General features: G+C 64.5%; 23 protein-coding genes and 1 pseudogene. 15 read left to right on the forward strand and 9 right to left on the reverse strand.

Going from position 1 to position 19,762, the window contains the following annotated elements; translation table 11 throughout:
* Positions 1-320 precede the first annotated feature (320 nt).
* Complete coding sequence (locus ACQP2D_RS13015) at positions 321-1,118, forward strand: GNAT family N-acetyltransferase (protein ID WP_433683961.1); 798 nt, start codon at positions 321-323, stop codon at positions 1,116-1,118.
* The gene (infA, locus tag ACQP2D_RS13020; RefSeq protein WP_433683962.1) at positions 1,115-1,348 is read left to right on the forward strand and encodes a translation initiation factor IF-1; all 234 of its coding nucleotides are present in this window, start codon (positions 1,115-1,117) and stop codon (positions 1,346-1,348) included. The genes ACQP2D_RS13015 and infA overlap by 4 nt, the downstream gene beginning before the upstream one ends.
* A gap of 368 nt (positions 1,349-1,716) precedes the next feature.
* On the opposite strand, the gene ACQP2D_RS13025 is transcribed toward infA, so the two are convergent.
* Positions 1,717-2,517: an SDR family NAD(P)-dependent oxidoreductase gene (locus ACQP2D_RS13025; RefSeq protein WP_433683963.1), complete on the reverse strand. Its 801-nt coding sequence runs from the start codon at positions 2,515-2,517 to the stop codon at positions 1,717-1,719.
* Positions 2,514-3,035: a carboxymuconolactone decarboxylase family protein gene (locus tag ACQP2D_RS13030; RefSeq protein WP_433683964.1), complete on the reverse strand. Its 522-nt coding sequence runs from the start codon at positions 3,033-3,035 to the stop codon at positions 2,514-2,516. The genes ACQP2D_RS13025 and ACQP2D_RS13030 overlap by 4 nt, the downstream gene beginning before the upstream one ends.
* A gap of 87 nt (positions 3,036-3,122) precedes the next feature.
* On the opposite strand from ACQP2D_RS13030, the gene ACQP2D_RS13035 reads away from it, so the two are divergent.
* The 6 genes from ACQP2D_RS13035 (at position 3,123) to ACQP2D_RS13060 (ending at position 8,616) form a co-directional block, all read left to right on the forward strand.
* Positions 3,123-3,695, forward strand: coding sequence for a TetR/AcrR family transcriptional regulator (locus tag ACQP2D_RS13035; RefSeq protein ID WP_433683965.1), 573 nt, complete (start codon positions 3,123-3,125; stop codon positions 3,693-3,695).
* Positions 3,696-4,220: 525 nt separating this feature from the next.
* On the forward strand, positions 4,221-5,567 hold the full coding sequence (locus ACQP2D_RS13040) for a methyltransferase domain-containing protein (RefSeq protein ID WP_433683966.1): 1,347 nt from the start codon (positions 4,221-4,223) through the stop codon (positions 5,565-5,567).
* Between the two features lie 35 nt (positions 5,568-5,602).
* Complete coding sequence (locus tag ACQP2D_RS13045) at positions 5,603-6,013, forward strand: thioesterase family protein (protein ID WP_433683967.1); 411 nt, start codon at positions 5,603-5,605, stop codon at positions 6,011-6,013.
* A 480-nt stretch (positions 6,014-6,493) separates the two neighbouring features.
* Positions 6,494-7,255, forward strand: coding sequence for an SDR family NAD(P)-dependent oxidoreductase (locus ACQP2D_RS13050; RefSeq protein ID WP_433683968.1), 762 nt, complete (start codon positions 6,494-6,496; stop codon positions 7,253-7,255).
* Positions 7,256-7,307: 52 nt separating this feature from the next.
* Positions 7,308-7,709, forward strand: coding sequence for a DUF4345 family protein (locus ACQP2D_RS13055; RefSeq protein ID WP_433683969.1), 402 nt, complete (start codon positions 7,308-7,310; stop codon positions 7,707-7,709).
* Between the two features lie 10 nt (positions 7,710-7,719).
* Positions 7,720-8,616 (forward strand): AraC family transcriptional regulator N-terminal domain-containing protein, encoded by an 897-nt coding sequence (locus tag ACQP2D_RS13060; protein WP_433683970.1) that lies wholly within the window; start codon positions 7,720-7,722, stop codon positions 8,614-8,616.
* Positions 8,617-8,774: 158 nt separating this feature from the next.
* Here ACQP2D_RS13060 and ACQP2D_RS13065 read toward each other — a convergent pair whose 3' ends face one another.
* The gene (locus ACQP2D_RS13065; RefSeq protein ID WP_433683971.1) at positions 8,775-9,155 is read right to left on the reverse strand and encodes a PPOX class F420-dependent oxidoreductase; all 381 of its coding nucleotides are present in this window, start codon (positions 9,153-9,155) and stop codon (positions 8,775-8,777) included.
* A gap of 411 nt (positions 9,156-9,566) precedes the next feature.
* Between ACQP2D_RS13065 and ACQP2D_RS13070 the strand changes: the two genes are divergently transcribed.
* Both ACQP2D_RS13070 and ACQP2D_RS13075 read left to right on the forward strand, forming a co-directional pair.
* On the forward strand, positions 9,567-9,977 hold the full coding sequence (locus ACQP2D_RS13070) for a class I SAM-dependent methyltransferase (RefSeq protein ID WP_433683972.1): 411 nt from the start codon (positions 9,567-9,569) through the stop codon (positions 9,975-9,977).
* Between the two features lie 79 nt (positions 9,978-10,056).
* On the forward strand, positions 10,057-10,671 hold the full coding sequence (locus ACQP2D_RS13075; RefSeq protein ID WP_433685991.1) for a hypothetical protein: 615 nt from the start codon (positions 10,057-10,059) through the stop codon (positions 10,669-10,671).
* Here ACQP2D_RS13075 and ACQP2D_RS13080 read toward each other — a convergent pair.
* The 3 genes from ACQP2D_RS13080 to ACQP2D_RS13090 all read right to left on the reverse strand — a co-directional run bounded on the left by ACQP2D_RS13080 (position 10,620) and on the right by ACQP2D_RS13090 (position 12,329).
* Positions 10,620-11,429, reverse strand: coding sequence for an FAD-dependent oxidoreductase (locus tag ACQP2D_RS13080; protein WP_433683973.1), 810 nt, complete (start codon positions 11,427-11,429; stop codon positions 10,620-10,622). The genes ACQP2D_RS13075 and ACQP2D_RS13080 overlap by 52 nt on opposite strands.
* 201 nt (positions 11,430-11,630) lie before the next feature.
* On the reverse strand, positions 11,631-11,828 hold the full coding sequence (locus ACQP2D_RS13085) for an alpha/beta fold hydrolase (protein WP_433683974.1): 198 nt from the start codon (positions 11,826-11,828) through the stop codon (positions 11,631-11,633).
* Positions 11,829-12,011: 183 nt separating this feature from the next.
* Positions 12,012-12,329, reverse strand: a complete 318-nt coding sequence (locus tag ACQP2D_RS13090) for a DUF222 domain-containing protein (protein WP_245567547.1) — start codon at positions 12,327-12,329, stop codon at positions 12,012-12,014.
* Positions 12,330-12,421: 92 nt separating this feature from the next.
* On the opposite strand from ACQP2D_RS13090, the gene ACQP2D_RS13095 reads away from it, so the two are divergent.
* Positions 12,422-12,733, forward strand: coding sequence for an integrase core domain-containing protein (locus ACQP2D_RS13095; protein ID WP_433683975.1), 312 nt, complete (start codon positions 12,422-12,424; stop codon positions 12,731-12,733).
* A 101-nt stretch (positions 12,734-12,834) separates the two neighbouring features.
* On the opposite strand, the gene ACQP2D_RS13100 is transcribed toward ACQP2D_RS13095, so the two are convergent.
* The gene (locus ACQP2D_RS13100) at positions 12,835-13,323 is read right to left on the reverse strand and encodes a MarR family winged helix-turn-helix transcriptional regulator (protein ID WP_433683976.1); all 489 of its coding nucleotides are present in this window, start codon (positions 13,321-13,323) and stop codon (positions 12,835-12,837) included.
* Between the two features lie 94 nt (positions 13,324-13,417).
* On the opposite strand from ACQP2D_RS13100, the gene ACQP2D_RS13105 reads away from it, so the two are divergent.
* The 3 genes and pseudogenes from ACQP2D_RS13105 to ACQP2D_RS13115 all read left to right on the forward strand — a co-directional run.
* Positions 13,418-13,783 carry an antibiotic biosynthesis monooxygenase family protein gene (locus tag ACQP2D_RS13105; RefSeq protein ID WP_433683977.1) on the forward strand — a complete coding sequence of 122 codons (366 nt, stop codon included), beginning with the start codon at positions 13,418-13,420 and terminating at the stop codon, positions 13,781-13,783.
* A gap of 135 nt (positions 13,784-13,918) precedes the next feature.
* Positions 13,919-14,356, forward strand: coding sequence for a DUF4267 domain-containing protein (locus ACQP2D_RS13110; RefSeq protein WP_433683978.1), 438 nt, complete (start codon positions 13,919-13,921; stop codon positions 14,354-14,356).
* A 49-nt stretch (positions 14,357-14,405) separates the two neighbouring features.
* A pseudogene (locus tag ACQP2D_RS13115) lies at positions 14,406-14,501 on the forward strand (DUF2871 family protein); the annotation flags it as partial.
* A 165-nt stretch (positions 14,502-14,666) separates the two neighbouring features.
* Here the strand turns inward: ACQP2D_RS13115 and ACQP2D_RS13120 are convergent.
* The gene (locus ACQP2D_RS13120; protein ID WP_433683979.1) at positions 14,667-15,128 is read right to left on the reverse strand and encodes a phage tail protein; all 462 of its coding nucleotides are present in this window, start codon (positions 15,126-15,128) and stop codon (positions 14,667-14,669) included.
* 397 nt (positions 15,129-15,525) lie between these two features.
* The gene (locus ACQP2D_RS13125) at positions 15,526-17,604 is read right to left on the reverse strand and encodes a nitrate- and nitrite sensing domain-containing protein (protein WP_433683980.1); all 2,079 of its coding nucleotides are present in this window, start codon (positions 17,602-17,604) and stop codon (positions 15,526-15,528) included.
* A gap of 811 nt (positions 17,605-18,415) precedes the next feature.
* Between ACQP2D_RS13125 and ACQP2D_RS13130 the strand changes: the two genes are divergently transcribed.
* Positions 18,416-19,231: an IclR family transcriptional regulator gene (locus ACQP2D_RS13130; RefSeq protein WP_433683981.1), complete on the forward strand. Its 816-nt coding sequence runs from the start codon at positions 18,416-18,418 to the stop codon at positions 19,229-19,231.
* The last annotated feature ends 531 nt before the right edge of the window (positions 19,232-19,762 follow it).

A 19,762-nucleotide genomic window follows, 5' to 3' on the forward strand; every position in this document is an offset into this window, starting at 1 on the left:
GGAAGAAGAGCCGGGGTAGCCGATTCGGGATTCCGCAGCGCCCCAATGTGTCTCACCAACCTTCGTTGGCAAGACGTTGGGCCCGCGCGCTTCGCTGCAGATGAGTGCATCGGCGCTCTCAGTTGGTCGGCGGAAAAATGATTGGGCAGGCCGATATGCGGGCTGATAGCGTCCGGGAGACCGTGACATCACGCGAGGAGGTGAGACCCATGAATGCTGTATCGATGTGGGTGCTCCCCCTCGTCATCACGGTTGGGCGAACGATGTAGGTGTCGCCGGGAGCGCCTGAGAGACAGGGCTATCCCGAAAGGCGACAACCTATGAATTCTGTACATTTCACTTCAGGTGCGGGTGAGCCCACCGTAGTGATCACGCGGGTCACGCAGACGCAGTGGCACGCGGTGGAGGCCGACCGGGTGGTCGGCCGTGGCGACGTTTCCCGGCGGCCCGACGGTCGGGTCTTTCTCAGCGTCGACTCGTGGCACGACGCGGTCTTCGACCAACTCGCGGCCGCGATGCTGGCGGAGCTGCCGACGCCGTTGTACACGGTGGTCGACGAGGCCGACCTGGACCTGACGTGCAGTTGGGAGCGCGCCGGTTTCACGACCCGGCGCCGTGAGTGGGAATACCTCGTGTCCGCCGACCCGCAGGTCACGGGACTCGACGCGGCGCTTCCGCCGCCGGGTGTCACGATCGTGGCTGCCGGTGAAGCGAAGGAAGGCCCGCTGCGCGCATTGGACAGCGCGATTCGCGACGAGGTCGAGGCAACCGTGGGATGGCAGGAGATGCCGGCCGAGGTGTTGCCCCGCACGGACGGGAACACCCTGCTGGATCCGTCGAAGTATGCGGTGGCAGCACAGTCCGATCGATACGTGGGACTGGTCCGAGTGGTGCAGGTGACCCGGCAGCCACGGATCGGGCTGATCGCAGTCCGGGCCGATCAGCACCGCCGCGGCATCGCCCGGGCGCTGCTGGCCCACGCGCTGGGCGCACTGCACCGCGCCGGGATCGCAACGGCATCAACCGAAGTGAACGAATCCAACGCAGCGGCTCTGGCGCTGTTCGAGGGCATCGGTGCCCGACGTGCGAGCAGCAACCTGGAGTTGGTGCTGCGATGACGAAAACGGCGAAGAACGGCAGGGGTATCGAAATAGCGGGCACCGTCGTCGAGTGCCTGCGCAACGCCACCTTCACGGTGGAACTCCCGAACGGGCACAAGGTGCTCGCACACATCAGCGGAAAGATACGGAAGAACTACATCAAGATCATGCCCTATGACCGGGTGCTCGTGGAACTCAGCCCCTACGACCTCACCCGCGGCCGGATCCTCTTCCGGTACAGGACATAGCAGAGGCGGGGAGGCGGCCGAATCGACGTCATCCCCGACAGACAACGGTATCGGCGACCGGCTCGAAGCCGGTCGCCGATACCAGCTCGTCCATCGTCACCGAGGTCGAGGTTGCGGCGCCCGCCGAGGCACCCGAGCTGAATCCCGCAGCCGCGCAGGCGTTGTTGCGGATGATAATGGATGCCGCAGACCGCGAGGATGGTCCGAACTGGTGCCGGATCGTCGTCGCCGAAACCTCCGAGAGGTGTTCTGTGCGGTGGTGTCGGCCGGAATCGACCAGTACGCCAACCTCCCGCAACACCGAAAACTGCTGGTCATCGGTCTAGCCGAGTCGGATTCTGCGAAACGCGGGTTCCAGCGATGGGGTGTCAGGCGATTCGGGCGCTTTGGCCGCCATCCACCGGCAGCAGGGCACCGGTGATGAAGGCGGCCTCGTCGGAGGCCAGGAAGAGGGCGGCATGGGCCACATCCCATGCGGTGCCCTGGCGTTGGTTCAGCGGGACCATCCGGTCGCGGGCCGCGCGCAGTTCGTCCTGGTTCATGCCCAACGCCAAGGCCCTACCCTCGATCGCCATCGGGGTATCGATGAGGCCGGGCATGATGGTGTTGGCGCGGATGCCGTAGGAGGCGTTCTCCATGGCCAGGGCATGGGTCAGGGCGTTGAGGCCGGCTTTGGAGACCTTGTAGGCGACCAGCGGGGTCGAGCAGACCGCGGCGATGGACGAGACGTTGATGATGACGCCCGTCCGGCGTTCGCGCATGTGCGGGATGATCTGGCGGCAGACCGTCCACGGGGCGCGCAGGTTTACCGCATGGATGCGGTCCCAGGCGTCCTCGGTGACCTCGAGCGCGCCGCCGTCGCCGGCGCCGATGCCGATGTTGTTATGCAGGACGTCGATACGGCCGAAGGCGTCCAGCGCGGTGCGGGCGATGGCGGCGCAGTCGGACGGGTCGGTGATGTCGGCGACCAGCGGACGGGCGGTGCCACCCGACTCGGAGATCAGCGCGCAGGTCTCGAGCAGCGATTTCTCGTCCCGGTCGACGGCCAGCACCTCGGCGCCTTCGCGCGCGAACAGCAGGGCGGTGGCCCGGCCGTTGCCAATGGTCGTGCCGGGGGTCTGGCCGGCGCCACAGACGACGGCGGCCTTGTCGTGCAGACGTCCTGTCATGACGGGAATCCCTCCAACCCTTCGTCCAGGGCGACCTGGAAGGTGTTCAGCGCAGTGGAAACGAGCGTGTACTGGCCGACGGCGAAGACGATGTCCAGTACCTGCTGCAGCGTCCAGTCCCGGCTCAGAGCCGCCCACAGGGAGTCGTCCATGGTGTGGGTGGCGACGAGTTGGTCGGTGGCGCGCAACAGGACAAGGTCGCGCTCGGGCCAGTTGGTGGCGTCCGAGGCCACCTTGTCGATCTCCGGACGGGTCAATCCCGCCTCCTCGCCCAGCTTGCGATGCTGGGCGAACTCGTACTCCGAGTCACACCGCCACCCGGTGCGCAGGATGACCAACTCGCGCTCGCGTGCCGGCAGCGTCGAGCTGGCCAGGACGTGTCGGCCGAACACCAGCCAGCGGTGCAGCAGGTCGGGATGGTGGGCCACGGTCGTGAAGATGTTCTGCCGACCGAGCCGGTCGAGCGTCGTTCGGGTGCGCTCGTCCCAGTCGGCCTCGACGGTGGGGGGAACTCGCATGGAGAATACCCTTTCAGATAATGATCGTTCGCCGAATGGTCATTATTCAAGTTTGGTATGCTGTCCGCAAGACCCCAGGAGGATGTTTTGCCCGCACCGACCACCCGGCGGCAGCGTCAGGAGCAGACCCGTGCCAAGCTGCTGGACGCCGCCGCCCGCGTTTTTGCTCGCCGTGGTTACGAAGGGGCTTCGGTGCCGGAGATCGCCGCCGAAGCCGGGCTGTCGACCGGCGCGATCTACTCGAACTTCGACGGAAAGGTAGACCTGTTCCACACGCTGATGGCCGGGGAGATGCGCCGTCAGAGCGAGCGCCGCGTCCGCCGTGTGACAGCCTCGCCTGAGGACGCTGTCGCCGCCGCTAGTGCCCAGTGGGCCGACTTCGTCGAAGACCACCGCGACTCGGTCCTGCTTCTGCTGGAGTTCTGCCTCAACGCTGCCCGCGACAACCCTTCCGCCCGCCTCCACGCCGCCGAGGAGTTCACTCGCGTCCGAGCCGATCTGGCCGGCCTTGCTCCCGAGGCCCCGCCCCATCTGGCCGCCGCCCTCCAGGCCCTCGCGTACGGCTACGGTCTCCAGCGCCTGGTCGACCCCGACTCCACCAACAAGACGTCCCTCGTCGACGCCTTCACTTGGCTCCTCAACGGAGCGTCGAAGACCTAGGACCTGCGCGGGCCGCTACAGGCCGTAACACCATGCGATCGCCAGGTCGCTGAAAGCGTATGGGGCCCAGCTGATTCTCGGCCGGGTGGGACTCTGCTTCTTCGCCCAGCCGCGGGCAGGCGGCTCCGTCCTCGACGCGAGCGAGGGCCCACGCGTGGTCGGCGTCAGGCGTCGCCGTTGAGCATGGCTGCGGTCAGGACGTTGCCGGTGCCACCCAGCCGCCGCCGACTCCCCGAAATGGGGGAGGCGACAGTCGAATTGCCGCTTCAGCAACACCACCACCGCAACCCGGCCTCACTGAACATTCTCGCGGCTGCGTCGGGACAGCACCGCCAGCGCCGCACCCCGGGTGTTGACCGATGGCCATGAGCGCCAAGGCATTTCGGTGCGGGTCGCCGGGAATCACTGACCGGTCAATTACTCGTGCAATTGCGGTCGGCGGTCGGCTGCACGTACTCGCGAATCTGCGGCAGAACGAGATCCGCGCGCACGGCGGTGCCGTCGCCGAGGTCAGTCGGCAACTGCATGACCTCTACCGGCCAACCATCGAGCATCGTCCAGCCCAAGATGGCGAACCGCGGTCAGGAAGAACCTCGATACAGTCCATTAGCACTAATGTATTATGGTGTGATGATGGTACGGCCGGCACCGGGGCTTGGTGAACTCCTCCGCTACGTCGGCGAGCTGATCGATCGGGGAGCTGGAGAGGTGTACGACTCCCTGGGGATGTCGTATCGACCGAGGTATACGCCGGTCTTGCGGGCCATGGGCCTCGGCGCGACGACCGTCACGGACATCACGGCCCTCACACACGTCACGCAGGGGGGCATCAGTCAGACGGTTGGGCTGATGGTTGCCGACGGTCTGGTCGTGCGGGAGCAGCTCCCCGACGGCCGCAAAAGCGGCATACGCCTGACCGTCAGGGGCCGTGAGCTGGTCGAATTGCTCAGGCCGCACTGGGAGGTGACCTTCGCGGCGATCGTCGGTCTAGAAAAGGAAATCGGGTACCCGCTCCGGCGAGTCCTCGGCGACGCGGCGACCGCGCTGGAGAGCAAGGGCTTCGCGGCGAGGCTCCAGGAGGCGCGGCAGTGGCGAGACGGGCAGGGCACACCGCTGTCAGCGGGCGCGACGTCGGTGAAGAACTGGTTCGATCGCGGAGGCCGGGCATACGCACGTTCTCGTCCTGAGTATCCGGCTCGACTCGCGATGTTCCTCGCGTCACTGGCTCCTTCCGCGGATCTCGCAGTCGACGTCGGGTGCGGCAGTGGGCAACTGACCTCGCAACTAGCTCCGTATTTCGATGCCACGATCGGGGTCGATCCCAGCGGCGACCAGATCGAGAACGCGCGGCCGCGGGAACGGATCCGTTACATCCGGGCGCCTGCAGAGGACCTGCCGGTCCCGGATCGCAGTGCGTCCCTCGTCACGGCGGCCCAGGCAGCGCACTGGTTCGACCGACCGGCGTTCTACTCCGAAGTTCGCCGAATCGCGGTCGACAACGCGGTGATCGCGTTGATCAGCTACGGGGTGATGCAACTCGAACGCGACCTCGACGAACGGTTCGAACGCTTCTACCGCAGCGAGATCGGTCCGTTCTGGCCACCGGAACGCAAGCTCGTCGACAGCGGCTATGCCGACATCGACTTCCCATTCGACGAGTATCCGGCGCCGCCTATGCAGATCACGAAGGACTGGGACCTGAACGAGCTTCTCGGCTACCTGTCGACTTGGTCGGCGGTCCGCCGGGCCGAGGAAGCCGACAAATCCGAAGTCCTGCAATCGTTTGTGGCGGACTTAGCCGACCTGTGGGGCGACCCCACGACAACACGTCAGGTCAGATGGCCTGTCAACATGCGATTGGGGTTCATTTGACAACGCCGCAACGAACACCCTCTATACGGTCAGGTTTGACACACCGCGAGACCATGATCGTCGACGAACGCCACACCGTCCCCTATGTGGCGCCGGAGTGGCGGGGCTTTGCGGACATGCCGCCTGTGTTCGCGACCGCGATGATGATCGGATTCATCGAGCAGACCTGCGTCACCGCGTTGCGGCCGTACCTGTCCGATGGTCAGCGGACAGTCGGCACTCACGTCGATGTCAGTCACGTCGCCGCAACACCACAAGCAATGACCGTCACCGCGACCGTCACACTGACCGAGTTCGACGGTCGAAACCTGCGCTTCGATGTGTCCTGCCATGATGAATCAGGTCTGATCGGAGCAGGAACTCACTGTCGAGCTGTTGTCGACTTGGACACCTTCATGAGGCGCGTGGCCGACAAGGCGGCACATTCACGCGCGCGTACTCCATAAGAGGTAGGTGACCAATTGCAAGCCGACATCGCCACCTTTCTCACTATCCAAGACGTCGTAATCATCAAGCAGCGCAACTACGACTGCTACCAGCCACACAGCCAGCCAGGCCAATGAACCGGCTCCCGACCAATTGCCCCCGGCGGCATGCAGTCGAAGTGGATCTTGCGGACCCATCCCGATTTGGGTTCGGGGCAGCGAGATCGGGGAGGACCTGGGTGTCGGATCTGGGGTCCTACGCGAGGATCAGGCAAGTCCCGGCCAGCATCGTTCTAACGTTTCCGCAGGTCACGGTGCTTGAATAGGTCGTCTCGTTCGTCACTGCACAGGAACGCATCCAAAGATCAGTGATGACCGTTACTTCGTACCGACATCCGAGTTGGAACGGGAAAGTGGCGAATTGGCAGGGTCGAGCCTGTGCACTTTGGCCGGGATGTGGGGCACCCAGAAATGTCGACACGCTTCGAAAGGTAAGGAAGTATGACTCGTCGTCTCGACGGAACCGTCGCCCTGGTTACCGGGGCCTCCAGCGGAATCGGCCGCGCCACGGCGTTGGAGCTTGCCCGCCAGGGTGCGTCCGTGGCGGTGGTCGGCCGCCGCGAGGACCGTCTCACCGAGCTGGCGTCGGAGATCTCGGATGTGGGTGGGCGGGCCGTTGTCGTGCCCGCCGACATCGCCGACGCCGAGGCCGCTGCCGACGCGGTCGACCGGACGGTCGAAAGTCTTGGCCGCCTTGACATTTTGGTCAACAATGCCGGTTTGATGCTGCTCGGGCCCGCCCCGGGCGCGGACCTGAGCGACTGGCGACGCATGGTCGATATCAACTTGATGGGCCTGATGTACTGCACCCACGCTGCTGTCCCTCACCTGGTCAAAGCGGCCGCTGATGGCCCACGTCAGGTTGCCGACATCGTCAACATCGGCTCGCTCGCTGGCCGGATGGCCTTCGGTATGTCAGCGGTGTACAGCGCCACCAAGTTCGGTGTCGGTGCCTTCACTGAGGCGTTGCGTCAGGAACTGACGCGTCAGCACGTGCGTGTATCGGTGATCGAGCCGGGCAGTGTCGACACCGAACTGCGTTCGCACAATGCGCCTGCGGTCCAGGAGCAGATCGCCGCCGGCATCGGCGGCATCGAACGCCTGCAGGGCGAGGACATCGCCGACACCGTCGGCTACATCGTCACCCGCCCCCGGCACGTCGCCGTCGCTGAACTGCTCGTCCGCCCCACCGAGCAAGCCTGAACAACCGCGCGACGGCGAGCGGCCGACCTACGACCGGAAGGACGAATCCACTATGGACACACTAGGACTGACGCTGGCAGACGGCCACGCTTCCTTCACCGCCTCCAACATCACCGTCATGGTGTGTCTGCTGCTGACCGCAGCTGTAATCGTTGCCGGCGCCGGTCTGCGGTTGGTGCAGAGAGCCCGCGGGGGTGATGGGATCGCGGACCACATCCACCGCTTCATGGCAGGCGTCTACATCGGCTGGGCTCCCATGTTCGTATGGGCAGGGGTCACTGTCCGCGATCACGATCACGGTCCACTGATCTACCTGTTGGCGGTGCCGATCTTCCTCGGGTTCGCCGGGCGGGTGCTCTCCATCGCCCTGAAAGACCTTCCCATCCGTCCGTCAGAATTCCTCTCATTCGCCGCGGTGGAATTCGTCATCGTCCGCGCACACCTGGCGCACTAAACTCCGGCCCATGCTGCTCGACGAGCTCTGCATACTGTTGGCCCGCCATGCTCGAGACGATGGAGCGACGGCCATTGAGGACCTGCTGGTCGGCCGGGAGGAGTCGGACTTGCCGGCACCGCCGTCGATGGCCAGAACCCGAATGACGCTGATCGCCCAGGGCGCCAAACGTCTCGCCTACGGCGAGCAGGTCTACGACTACCGGGCCGGGCAATACCTGGTGACGTCCATCGCCATGCCCCTCAAATGCCGATTCACCGACGCCACCCCGGAACGGCCAGTGCTCGGCCTGTGCCTGCTACTGCAAGCCTCGGAGGTCGCCGAGCTGGTGTTGCAGGCTGGCCCCGGCACCATTCCGGATACCGACGACACCGCGCCACCGGCAATCGCGTTCAGCACCGCCTCGGACGAACTGCTCGACGCCACCGTGCGGCTGGTACGCCTGCTCGACCAGCCACGCGACAGGGACGTCCTCGCACCGCTGGTGAAACGGGAGATCCTGTGGCGACTGATCACCAGCGAGCACGGCGCAACGGTCCGCCAGATCGGACTCGCCGATCCCAGGCTCTCCCCGATCGCCAAAGCCGTGCACTGGATCCGGCAACACTACCGAGAGCCGTTCCTGGTGGAAGACCTCGCCGAACTCATCGGGATGAGCCCTTCGGCCTTCTACCGCAACTTCCGGACCGTCACCCGAACGACCCCCGTCCAGTACCAGAAGAAAATCCGACTTCACGAAGCCCGACTCCTGCTGGCGGCAAATCCCAAAGACGTCACCAACATCGGATATCTCGTGGGCTACGACAGCCCCTCCCAGTTCAGCCGGGAATACCGCCGCCTCTTCGGCGCACCACCCAGCCAGGACGCAATGGGATTCGCATCCCGCACCCGATCCGAAAGCGATTGACCTGCAGGTAATCCGCTCGGCAATAACATGCGACCGCCATACGGGGCCCGCGACTCTGCTGGTCGAGATGGCGGCATCGGACCGGGTACCGGGGCCTCGGCGATGACTGCGTCTGTCGCGGAACGCCTCGGGTCGTCGGCCCGGCACCGATTCAGCGGTCAGGCTGTGGTGATTTCGATGCCTATGTTGCCGTACTTGCCGCGCTGCAACCGGCTGGCGAGGTAGGCGATCCAGCCCTGTATCCCGTAGCGGCGCCTGACCACATTGCGGGCGTTGACGCTGGCGGCCTCGTCGAGCAGAACGGCGGTACCTTTCACGATCTCGCCGTGCGTCTTGCCGCGGACATTGCATGGTTGCAGAGTGACGTCGGAATTGCGTCGAATGCGCTTGACCTTTCCGGCATTGGGCTCGGACGAGACATAGAGCTTGCCGTTATCGAGCGCCGCCCACACGGGGGTTGAGATCGGCGACCCATCTTTCTTGAAACTCGTCAACAGAACGTAGCGCGCGGTGCCCACGGGGCCGAACGGATTGTCCAATTTGGCAACCTAACCTTTCTCGAGTAACGCATCCGCCATCTGAGGGCGCGGATCATTGCATGGATCAGTTGAGGCTCGATCCATTGTGTGATCATTCGGGAGGTAGCGGCTTTGTACTCGCGGCGCACGCTGTCGGATTAGAGTGCCGCACGCAAGACAATGGAGAACACGAGGTTGAGCAGGGTAGGGAAGACCATTGATGTGAATCAGCATCTCGGCGAGGATTCCATTCGTCGTACCTCCTCGGTGTAGCGGGCTTCAGGGCAGATGCTCAAAGGCGCCAACATTAAATCAGTTCGTTAGCGAATAGCCTTGCCTAAAAGAGGCGAACCCTTGCACGATCCGTTACGAATCCACCTGCGCCGAAAATATGCTGTGCTTGTCATCGAACGCAGGACTGCGCGACGTTCTGTGCGCTCTGCTGCCCTGAGCGCACCGCAGCAGGCGCGTAGTCCGGGCGGTGCTCGGCATAGGCGACCGCCGCTGTGCCAAACGACGAGGCATGACGTTGCCGCGCATCATGTTCCATGCGCCCCTATCCGCGACGCGGCGGGCGGTGGAGCCCGCACTTGGCCCGCGAGTCCTCGATCTCGGGGAACCGGCAAGCTGACCGGCACGCTAGTCTCGCTGGACGCCAACGTAATCGCGGTCGAGCCTGACCCGGCGATGCTGACCCAGCTACAGCGGGCGCTACCGGCTGTCCGTGCCCTGACTGGTAGTGCCGAGGCGATACCGCTGCCGGACGGGTCCGTCTTATGGTCCAGCTTCCGGCTGTTGTCGTCAATGGCCCTGACAGGTGAAGGAGCCCCAAAAGCGCTGTGATTGCGCCGATTTGGCGCTAGCATCGTGGATCGGAGAAACGACTCCGGAGAATCCGCTGTCTGGGAGGAACGTGGATCTGATGACGACCAGCGATGCGACATTCACAACGCGGCGCAAAATGCTGCGGATCGCAGTAGGCGTCGGAATGGCCGCTATAGCTGGGCCTTTGATGATAGAGAACGCCGCGCCAGCTTCGGCCACACAGCGCCTGTGGAAGAGGTGTGCGCGTTGCAGTGGTCTGTGGTTCTCGGGTAACGGCACCCGCGGCGGTTGCCCGGCCGGCGATATCTTGGACGGCGGCCACCACGACGATGGGACCGGCGACTTCATCCTGAAGGAAGACCCTGACGGCGGACAGGGCCAATCCGACTGGCGTTGGTGTGAGAACTGCCAGGGGCTTTGGTTCCTGGGAAACGGCGGTGCCGGGGTGTGTCCTTCACCGCATCTTATTCCCGGCCATGTTTATTTTGGATCTGGTAACTACCGGCTGGAAGACTTCACTTTTCGAGACGGACCGGGAGGAGATACCAACTGGCGCTGGTGCCGCAAATGTTCTGGCTTGTACTACAACGGCATTTCTCCGGGGGCCGCGGGTATTTGCCCGGCCGACCATCAGCATCACGACGTTGTCGGTAGCGGCAATTATGTTCTCCGCGACGCGGAGTCAACACGGCTACCGAGACCGCCGTACTGATCTGCCGTTGAATACATAGCGACGATGATGGTTACTGGCACGGCCGAACCATTTTGTGGAATTGGCTTCGGTTCAGAGTTGCGATGCGAATCGACCATGGCTCGCAGCCGGGTGACCGGTTTGCGTATGCCGTAGGCGACCACGGTCGCGCGTCCGCCGCCGTCGTTCCAGGTGAGCAAGGCAGATCCGTCGGCGAGGTTTCCCTGGATGTGGGTGGGTTCGCCGGTCAGCGGTAGTGGGCCGACGACTTTGATGGACAGCCCAAGGAGTTCGGTCCAGAAGTAGTCGTCGTTCGGAGCTCCGATGGGTGTGAGACCGACGACTGAGGCTGCGGCGGCTTTGCCTCGAGCGATTGCGTTCGACCAGAACGGAGCACGTCGGTCCTGCGAGTAGAGGTAGGAGACGTCCCCTGCCGCGTAGACACCGGGGACAACCGTCGCGCAGGCATTATCGATACCGATCCCGAGGTGGTCGGCTAGACCGGTGCCGTGCAGCCAGCTGGTGTTCGGTGTTTCTCCAGCGCAGGTGATTACGAGGTCGGCGGTGAGTTCGGTGCCGTCGGGTAGGACTATCCCGCGGATCGGATCACCAACGGGGGAACGAAGTCCGTGGTCTGGATGATTTGGACACCGTGGTGTTCGGCGCGCGCGCAGACTAGCTCGGACCGGGAATGCGCCGAGGATGCGTTCCAAGGGTCGGTCGACGTCGACCACCGTCACCGGGATATGGCGGGCAGTGCACGCGCTGGCGACTTCCATCTCGAGGAATCCCGCGCCAATGACGACGCCGAGGTAGCGGTGTCAAGTCGGGATCGCAGCGTGCGGGCGTCGTCGAGTGTTCGCAGAATAGTCGAGGCCCACGGCAATGAGTTTCCCTCTGTCGCAAATGAAAACATCGAGCGAGGGACTCGCAGATGATCAACTGAGGTTCACCATCTCGCGGTGACGAGTAGAAGCGAGCTATCCTGCGGACGAAGATCGGGGTGGGAGTGTGTTGTGGACGGCCAGATGGTCGAGGATCGTGGGGAGGATCTGCTCGGGGACTTCTTCGGGTAACCAGTGGCTGGCGCCTTCGAGGGCGTCGAATCGGTAGTCGGCGTCGACGTAGTTGGCGGTGGCTTCCGCGCAGCCCGGATTCTGTTCGAACCGACCGGACAAGGCCACATCGAACTAGAACTCGGCCGCTCGCTCGAAGGCCGCGACGCCACACATCTGCGTTACCGCGTGATCCATGCATGAACTTCGAACATCACAGCCATGCTCGAATTCGATCCTCGTTCGTCCGGTCGAGATGAGCTCGGCTCGTTGATCTTTCAGAGCTCGAAGCACCCGGGCTCGGCCTCAGCTCGCGGCCGCCAGCACCCTCCACATCTTTCTGGTACGCGAGCGGACCTGCGGAGCCGCGTATTCGATTCGCCGGCGCGCTTCGTCAGCACTGATCCGCAACAGGTCGGTCAACAGCTCGACGGTGTCCCGATAGCCGGTGTCTGCGGCGAGGCCACGACGCTCGGCTTCGGCGACGGCCGCGCGCATGGCAGCATCCAGTCGCCTCCGGCGGCGTTCGGTTTCGACGAGGGTGCGCAGCAAGTCGACATCGGCCAGTTCCGGCCATCCTGGTGTTCGAGCATCCGGCGCCAGCGCGGTCGAATGTATGTTCACCCGCAGCAGCCTACCTCAAACATAGAACGTATGTTCGATACTCGACTTTCTAGTGAGTCGAACTTTCTGGCAGGGTTGCGCCGATCGCGGTGGTGTCGGACAACGGTCCTTGCTTCCGTGGAGAGGTTTTCAAGACCGCGTTCGCCGGGGGGTCGGATCCGCTACTGCGGCACGTCCGCACCCGGGTCCGGTCGCCCCAGACGAACGGTGTGATCGAGCGGTTCTTCGGCACCTGGAAATACGAGCACCTGTTCCGCGGGGCGATCGCCGACGGCGATGCTCTCGACATGGAGGTCCACCCCTTCCGGATCATCTACAACACGATCAGGCCGCACCAGGCGCTCGACGACCGAACACCTAGTTCGGCCTGCATCGGCTGCGAGCAGCGGAAAATCGAGCGATAAGCGGCAATTGCGCACGCCCGTCCGGCGCCCAGGGGCCGGAAGCCGTGCGCTGAGTATGGTCCGAGCCAGGTGCTCGGGGGGGGGTGCTTGGCGGGCTGAGTTCACCGTGTTTCCCGGCGTGCGCGGCGCCGTCGCTGCAGGCCGGGGTGTACTCCGGGAGGGAGGCCCGCGTGTGCGGCGATGCGGTGGAGTAGGGGAAGCAGCAGGGTTCGCTCGGTCTCGTCGAGTGGTGCGAGGATTTCCGATTCCAGTGCATCTGCCTCGGATTCGACCGCCTCGAGCACCTCGCGTGCGTGATCGGTGAGGTGGACCGCGTGTGCGCGACGGTCGACCGGGTGCGGGCGCCGGGTCACCAATTCGCGCTCCTCCAGCTCGTCGACCAGTCCGACCATCGCGTTGCGGTGCACTCGCAGCAGATCCGCGAGTTCCTGCTGACTGCGGCCATCCGCGGCCGCCAGGTGGCCCAGGACGGCGAAGTGGGCCGGATCCAGATCCAACCGCGCCAGCTGCTCGGTCAACCGGTACGCCACGTGATGACCGATCTGCGACAACAGGAATACCCCACGCGAGTCCAGCGGCCGGTTCATCATGACCTCACACTAGCAACCCAACATGACTGCCACATAACAGGATTGACATCTAACTGGATTGACATCTAAATAGACTGTCACTTACTGTGACAATATGACAGCTCCTGGCAACCCGGCCGTCCCCGACACCGACGCCCCGGTCACAGTGATCAACACGATGTCCGTACCCGCGGCACAGCGGGACCTGTTCCTGCAGCGCTGGCGCGATAGCGCCCAGTACATGGCGGCCGCGTCCGGTTTCCGCCGAACCCGGATGTTCCAGGCGGCCGATGAGGCGGCCGAGGCGGTTTTCGTCAACGTCGGGGACTGGGACAGCGGCACCGCCCTGCGCAACGCCCTCGCCACTCCGGAATGGCGTGAGTTGACTCTGCGGATCCAGAACGATCTCGACCTCACCGCACGACCGATGATCTTCCATCTCACCCTCGAGTTGGGCCCCGGCGACGTGCTGTCCCAGTGACCGCCGATCGGTAACTGGAAGATTCAGCGCCCGGCCGGCTCGCACGAGAGCGCAGCCGGCCGGGCAGTACCCCCGGCAGGGCCGAATGCCTTGCCGGGCAACAGCTCACCGTCCGAACGTCACAGGAGAACAACCATGTCGCGCAAGAACCTCAACACCGTCCTGGCCACCGCCACCGTGCTGTTCACCTTCTACCTCGGGATCTCTTTCGTCCTGGCTCCCGCGACAGCCGCCCCGGGCTTCGGCCTGCCGAGCTGGCCCTCCGGCGACGGCAGCGGCTTCCTCATCGTGAAAGGCTGCCGCGAACTCGCGATGGGCCTGGGCACGGGCATCCTGCTGGTTACCGACCAGCGCCGTGCCTTGGGCTGGATCCTGCTGATGACGGCCGTCGCCCCACTCGGCGACATGGTCAACGTCTTGGCCCACCACGGCTCCACGGCCACCGCGTTCGGCGTCCACGGCCTGACCTCGGCGTTGATCGCGGCCGCCGGCCTGCTGATCCTCCGCGAAACCAGCAAGGCGCACAAGGCCCAGAAGACCGCCGCCCCAGCGCACGCCACGCAGCCCGCCTGACGTCTGCACCCCTCGAACGACCGCACCATATTTCACGAACGAGGACTCGATGAAACAGCTCTACTGGGCCGCCGTCGGCTACGCCGCACTGGGACTGCCCTCGGGCCTGCTCTACCGCGAACTCACCAAAGCCCACCAGTTCACCGGAAAGCGAACTCGCCGTGGTCCACACCCACCTGCTGGCGTTGGGAACCCTTTTCTTCCTGATCGTATTGCCGCGCCTCCCACAAGGTTGCCGATCGCATTGGCGCCGTTTATGAGAGTAGTTTGCAGACCGAAGGTCTCTTGTCGTTGCCGTCCGGTTCGGCGGTCAGCATTCGTTCTTGATGACGAAGTAGGAGCCGCGAATCGTCCCGGCCAACTTCGACTTCTGCCTCGCGAACTTGAACGAGCCGAGTTCCTCGGGGATGTCCATCCCTTCGGAGAGTTTGAATCCGACCGCCCGCTTGTCGCTGCCGTCGACGGAATACATGACGTTGATGGCGAGCCCGTTCTCGTAGAAGACATAGGCGAAGCGAATATTCGCCACCTCGAACGCCGTGGCTTCCAGGGGCCGTGACGAGATGACGATGCCGCGTTCCTCTTCGAGGATCCGGCTCACCCAGTCGACGGTCGATTCGGCATCTCCCGCAGGTTCCACTGTGAAGTCGTGGCCGTACTTGTTCCTGAAATATCGGGCCTCGTTCGCCCGCAGGCCGGCGAGGGCATCCGCGACCGGCGACGATTCCAGGCCGACGGTCGATACGGTGGTGAAGTCCACGGTGTAGGGCATGGCGAACTCCTCAGCGATTTTGTCCGTTCAACTTCCTGAATCCGGGTATCCATCTCGTCCCGAGACGGCATGGCGAGGTTGAATCGAGCTGGACTCTACAACGCCGTGGGACCACCGCGTGGCGTGCGAAGCGGTCGAACGGACATATGCAGTGCTCATAGAGTGAGCCAGGCGGCGGCGCCGCGGCACGCGCCTGCGGGCGTACCGCCGCTCGAACAACATGAAACGAGCTCGGCAGCTTCCTGTGCGAAGTCACGGCCCTGCAGCACGTCGACGTCACGCTGAACCCAAGGAACCCAGCGGAATTCAGTCTCGCCCTGCGGTCGGCATTGATCGAGGACGAGGATCTGCCGCTCTGATCGGTGAAGATGTCGTGCAGCCCTACTCGATCGCGCCCTCACCGCATCGGCTCGCCTCCTGGATCATCAGGCTGTTGTGGCGGAACGGCGGTTGCTGTGGGCGATATAGCAGCTATGGCAGAGTGCTTGGCTGGGGTAGGGGGCAGCGCATCGGCAATAGGATGATCCGGGTGCTGCTTCGGCGCCCATCCGGCAAGAGGTTCGCCCCCTGGGGCGTCGGTGGTCAGGAGTGTGTTCGGAATCAGGAGGATGGCGCGGATACCTCCGTAGTCGGATTCGGCCAGCCGGACCGAGATGCCATGGCGGGCGCCCAGTCGTGCCACCACGAACAGGCCGAGCCGCGAATCGGCGGACAGCGCTGCGACGCCGAAGTCCGGTGCCCGGCGCAGCAGGTCGTTGGCACGCTTCAGATCGGCGGCCGGCATGCCCATCCCCTGGTCGCTGACCTCGACCACGACGCCTTTGCCGACCACGTTGCCGGTCACGTCGACGCGCGAGTGCGGCGGGGAGAACGCGGTGGCATTATCGACCAGTTCGGCGAGCAGATGGATGAGATCGGCGACAACGCTACCGTTGACGAAGACCTCCGATAACCGCGCGGTCCGCACCCGTGTGTAGTCCAGCGTTTCGCTCACCGCGCTACGCACGAGTTCGATCAGCGGCACCGGTCGACGCCACTGCCTACCAGGCTTGCCACCGCCGAGGATGATCAGGTTCTCGGCGTTGCGGCGCTCACGCGTGGCCAGATGATCCAGGCGAAAGAAGGTCTGCAGCAGCACCGGATCCTCCTGCCGCGCTTCAGCCTCGTCCAGGAGTTCGAGTTGGCGGTGCACCACGATCTGGGAACGGTGGGCGATGTTGAGAAACACCGCCCGGACGTCCTCGCGCGTACGGGCTTCGGTGACCGCGGCCGCCACGGCGGCGGTGTGGGCGCGGTTGAAAGCCCTGGCTACCTGACCGATCTCGTCATAGCCGAAATCCAGTCGAGCGGAATCGATCTCGGCGTCGATATGTTCGCCCTCGCGGAGGCGGCGCATCACATCGGGCAGTTCCACCTCGGCCATGGCCAGGGTTTGGGTCCGCAGCCGCTTCAAACGGCCGATGAGACGGTTGGCCAGCCACAGCGATGCGAGGAAGGCGACTGTCGCCAGGACAAGCACGCCCGCTCCGGCCAGCAGCGAGCTTCGGGACGTCGTGGCGGCGTCGTCCAAGGCGACCCCGTTGGCGTGCTCGTTCTGTCGCTGCCACAGCTCGAGCATGTGGTAGTTGACCTGGTCGGCAGCCTGATGCCAGTCGCCGATGCTCATCGGCGCAGCCTGATGGGTGCCGGGTTTACTCGGCGGCGCGATGACGTAGTCCTCCATGGCGCCGAGCTGCTGCCAGGCGGGGGACTCCATCAAGGCTCGGGCGAGGACGTTCTGCTGACCGTCGAGATCCGCAGCGAGCTGGGGTAATTCGGCGCGGTAGTAACCGACCATGCTGCGGTACTCGTCAACCAGCGCGGCGGGCAATCCGGGCGTACCCAGGGCGACGACAGTGAGCGCGGCAGCGCGCGACATCGCCTCCGCGGCGAGCAGCACGCGCGCCGTGTCGGCGAACTCGAACGCGATCGGGGCGTCGGGCGCGGCTTTACCGACGACCCGGATACCGAAGACGACCGCGCGCAGCATTTCGGTATAGATACCGTAGGCGTCGGAGATCGGCAGGGTTCGGGCATCGATTCGACCGCGAATCATCGGCAGTTGTGATTTGACCAAGTCGAATCCGCCTGTCCCGGCATCTCTTCCACCCTGGCTCATATCCGTCAGCGCCGTCTCGAGATCCGCGATCCCCAGAAGGGCATGGTCGAGCCGCTGGCGGGCCCGTCCCAACGCCACCGGATCCGGTTGGTCACCGGCCAGCTGCGATAGCGACAGCAGGCGCTCCTGTTCGACCGCGCCGATCATCTCCCGCGCTTGGGCGGCGGCGGCCTCCAGCACCGAGGACCACGTCTTCACGGTGTCGCCCTGCCAGGCCAGATATCCCGCTGCACCCACACCGAGGACAAGCAGGGTGAGGCTCGGAACGAGCGCAATCGCGAGAATTCGGGTTCGGATGCCGAGCGTCGCTCTGAACATCGGGCAAACGTATCGCTCACAGTTGGCGGACTCACTCCGTTTCTGCACAGCGGAACAACATTGACAGTCACGTCCTGACGGCCAGAAGTCCAGTGCGGCCGCTGAATTCATACGCCCATTCCGAGGCCATTGATTTACCCCCGCGCGATTACCGGGATCGGTCGAGAATTGCTGTACCAGAAAGGGCAATTCGTCGAATCCGGAGTGCCGCTCGAATCCGGCCACGGCATCGCGGCGGGCGGAGTGGAATTCCTGCTGGCCACCTACGGGACCGGAGCCCGGCTCGTGGTCCCACGCGGTGGTCTGTCCGGAGCCGGCGAACGCCTTGCCGAACGGCAACAGCTCGCGGAAGATCTCACGTTGCCGCGACTATCCGCGCGCATCGTCAATGAGCAAGTGCGACTGGGTCTTCCGATTTCTGCGGCCGAACGTGACGCGCTCGATCGGCCCCCACCGTACCGGCGCCAAGCGAACCAACCGCTGTCGCGGCATAGCCGAACTTGCTCAGGACTCGGCCATCTGCCTGCTCCTGGCCCATCAAGGTTCCCGAACAGCCGGGTGTGCCACGGCCGTTCGTGCAAGAGTTGCTCGGCGAGATCGAGTCCGAGCAGCAACGGCGCGCAAGCAGGCGCTGAGCTGGTCGGGCAGCGAACGCCAGGCCGAGACGATCTGTGGCGTCCGCGCATTGTCCGCGAGAACAAGCGCTGCAGCGACCCGCCGATTCCGACGACGATCATGCTCAGGTCTGCAGAACAGCGCTGATGGATCGACTGTGCCTCCACACGCACCCTCGTGGCAATAGCATTCCGTTGTGCAGAATAAGCGGAGTCGGCCGATGATCGAGCGGCCGACTTACCTGGTCGAGTCGGTGGACAACGCGCTGCGTCTGCTGCAGATGCTGCGTGACCTGGGGAGCGTGCGACTCAAGGATGCCGCCGAGGAGTTGGGTATTGCACCGTCTACGGCGCACCGGTTGTTCGCAATGCTGTTGTACCGAGGGTTTGCCGTGCAGGACGAGAAGCGGCGCTATCACCCGGGCCCCGCCATGGGTGCCGGACCGGCACTGCGGGGGTGGACTCGCGAATTCACTGACTGGTCGCGCCCGCATATGGAGGCATTGGCCGGCGAGTGCGGGGAGACGGTGAACCTGGTCATCCGCGTGGGCGCGCAGGTCCGTTTTCTGCTGTCGGCGGAGTCGAGCGAGATGCTGCGTGTCAGTGATCGCCAAGGTCAGGTGCTCGCCGCCGAACGCACGGCGGGTGGGAAGATCCTGCTGGCCCAGTTGGGCAGGGACACGCTGGCGCAGCTGTACCTGAGGCCCGACGACCGCGCGGACGCCGGATCCTGGCCCGGCGACCGGCGGATGCCCCGCACACAGTTCGACCGGTTCGTCCATGAGTTGGACAACTGTCGTTCCTCGGGCTTCGCGATCAACCTGCAGCAGACCGAGGCGGGGATCGCGGCCTTCGGAATGGTGATCCGCAACCATGCCCGACGAACACTCGGGGCGATCTCGGTGGCGGTGCCGGTCGTGCGCTACGCCCAGCATCTACGCGGGCCGCTGGTGACGCAGATGCGCAATGCCGTTGCCGGAATCGAAGCTGACGTCGCCGTCATCGAACCATAGATTCTGGACGGAAGCCGCGCCGGATCGGGTACTGGACGAGGTGCTGTTCGGGGTCCGGCCGGAATTATCCGGAGTCGGCGAATCGGACGGGGTGGATCCGGGATCTTGCAATTCTCGATGACAATTGGAGTCGGCCGCAGGTCGGTGCACGTCACGACCTCCTGACCACGGGCGCCGGTACCGGTCACGCACAGCGGGCAGTCGACCAGCTGACCGATCTCCGTCGTCTCGACGGTCAACCGATCAAGCTCCGCGGACAGTGTGTAGTCGAGGGTTCCGCTCGGGACGGTGACGCTACCGGTCGCGGTGGTCAGTACCTCGCCGTTCAGCGACCATTCGAAGTCGATCGGCAGCGCCATCAGATGCGGCTGGGCATGCAGGACTGTTCGGGAGCGGATACCGAACCGCTGACAGAGCGTCGCCCGCGGATTGAGTTGATCGCCCTTGGCGCGTACGGAGAATCGAGATTGAAGGTCGATTCGCGGAATGGGGTTGTCGTAGGTTACCTGCTCGCTGTCGACGATGATGTCG

It is taken from the genome of Nocardia sp. CA-119907 (assembly GCF_050955995.1).
GTDB lineage: Bacteria > Actinomycetota > Actinomycetes > Mycobacteriales > Mycobacteriaceae > Nocardia.

Bases quoted from the DNA above. Each gene is read 5' to 3' on its own strand.
- ACQP2D_RS13105 (WP_433683977.1), top strand. From the start codon at position 13,418: ATGACAGCTCCTGGCAACCCGGCCGTCCCCGACACCGACGCCCCGGTC.
- ACQP2D_RS13100 (WP_433683976.1), bottom strand. From the start codon at position 13,323: ATGATGAACCGGCCGCTGGACTCGCGTGGGGTATTCCTGTTGTCGCAG.
- ACQP2D_RS13055 (WP_433683969.1), top strand. From the start codon at position 7,308: ATGGACACACTAGGACTGACGCTGGCAGACGGCCACGCTTCCTTCACC.
- infA (WP_433683962.1), top strand. From the start codon at position 1,115: ATGACGAAAACGGCGAAGAACGGCAGGGGTATCGAAATAGCGGGCACC.
- ACQP2D_RS13060 (WP_433683970.1), top strand. From the start codon at position 7,720: ATGCTGCTCGACGAGCTCTGCATACTGTTGGCCCGCCATGCTCGAGAC.
- ACQP2D_RS13030 (WP_433683964.1), bottom strand. From the start codon at position 3,035: ATGCGAGTTCCCCCCACCGTCGAGGCCGACTGGGACGAGCGCACCCGA.
- ACQP2D_RS13080 (WP_433683973.1), bottom strand. From the start codon at position 11,429: ATGGAAGTCGCCAGCGCGTGCACTGCCCGCCATATCCCGGTGACGGTG.
- ACQP2D_RS13075 (WP_433685991.1), top strand. From the start codon at position 10,057: ATGACGACCAGCGATGCGACATTCACAACGCGGCGCAAAATGCTGCGG.
- ACQP2D_RS13025 (WP_433683963.1), bottom strand. From the start codon at position 2,517: ATGACAGGACGTCTGCACGACAAGGCCGCCGTCGTCTGTGGCGCCGGC.
- ACQP2D_RS13110 (WP_433683978.1), top strand. From the start codon at position 13,919: ATGTCGCGCAAGAACCTCAACACCGTCCTGGCCACCGCCACCGTGCTG.
- ACQP2D_RS13040 (WP_433683966.1), top strand. From the start codon at position 4,221: ATGACCTCTACCGGCCAACCATCGAGCATCGTCCAGCCCAAGATGGCG.
- ACQP2D_RS13050 (WP_433683968.1), top strand. From the start codon at position 6,494: ATGACTCGTCGTCTCGACGGAACCGTCGCCCTGGTTACCGGGGCCTCC.
- ACQP2D_RS13125 (WP_433683980.1), bottom strand. From the start codon at position 17,604: ATGTTCAGAGCGACGCTCGGCATCCGAACCCGAATTCTCGCGATTGCG.
- ACQP2D_RS13120 (WP_433683979.1), bottom strand. From the start codon at position 15,128: ATGCCCTACACCGTGGACTTCACCACCGTATCGACCGTCGGCCTGGAA.
- ACQP2D_RS13015 (WP_433683961.1), top strand. From the start codon at position 321: ATGAATTCTGTACATTTCACTTCAGGTGCGGGTGAGCCCACCGTAGTG.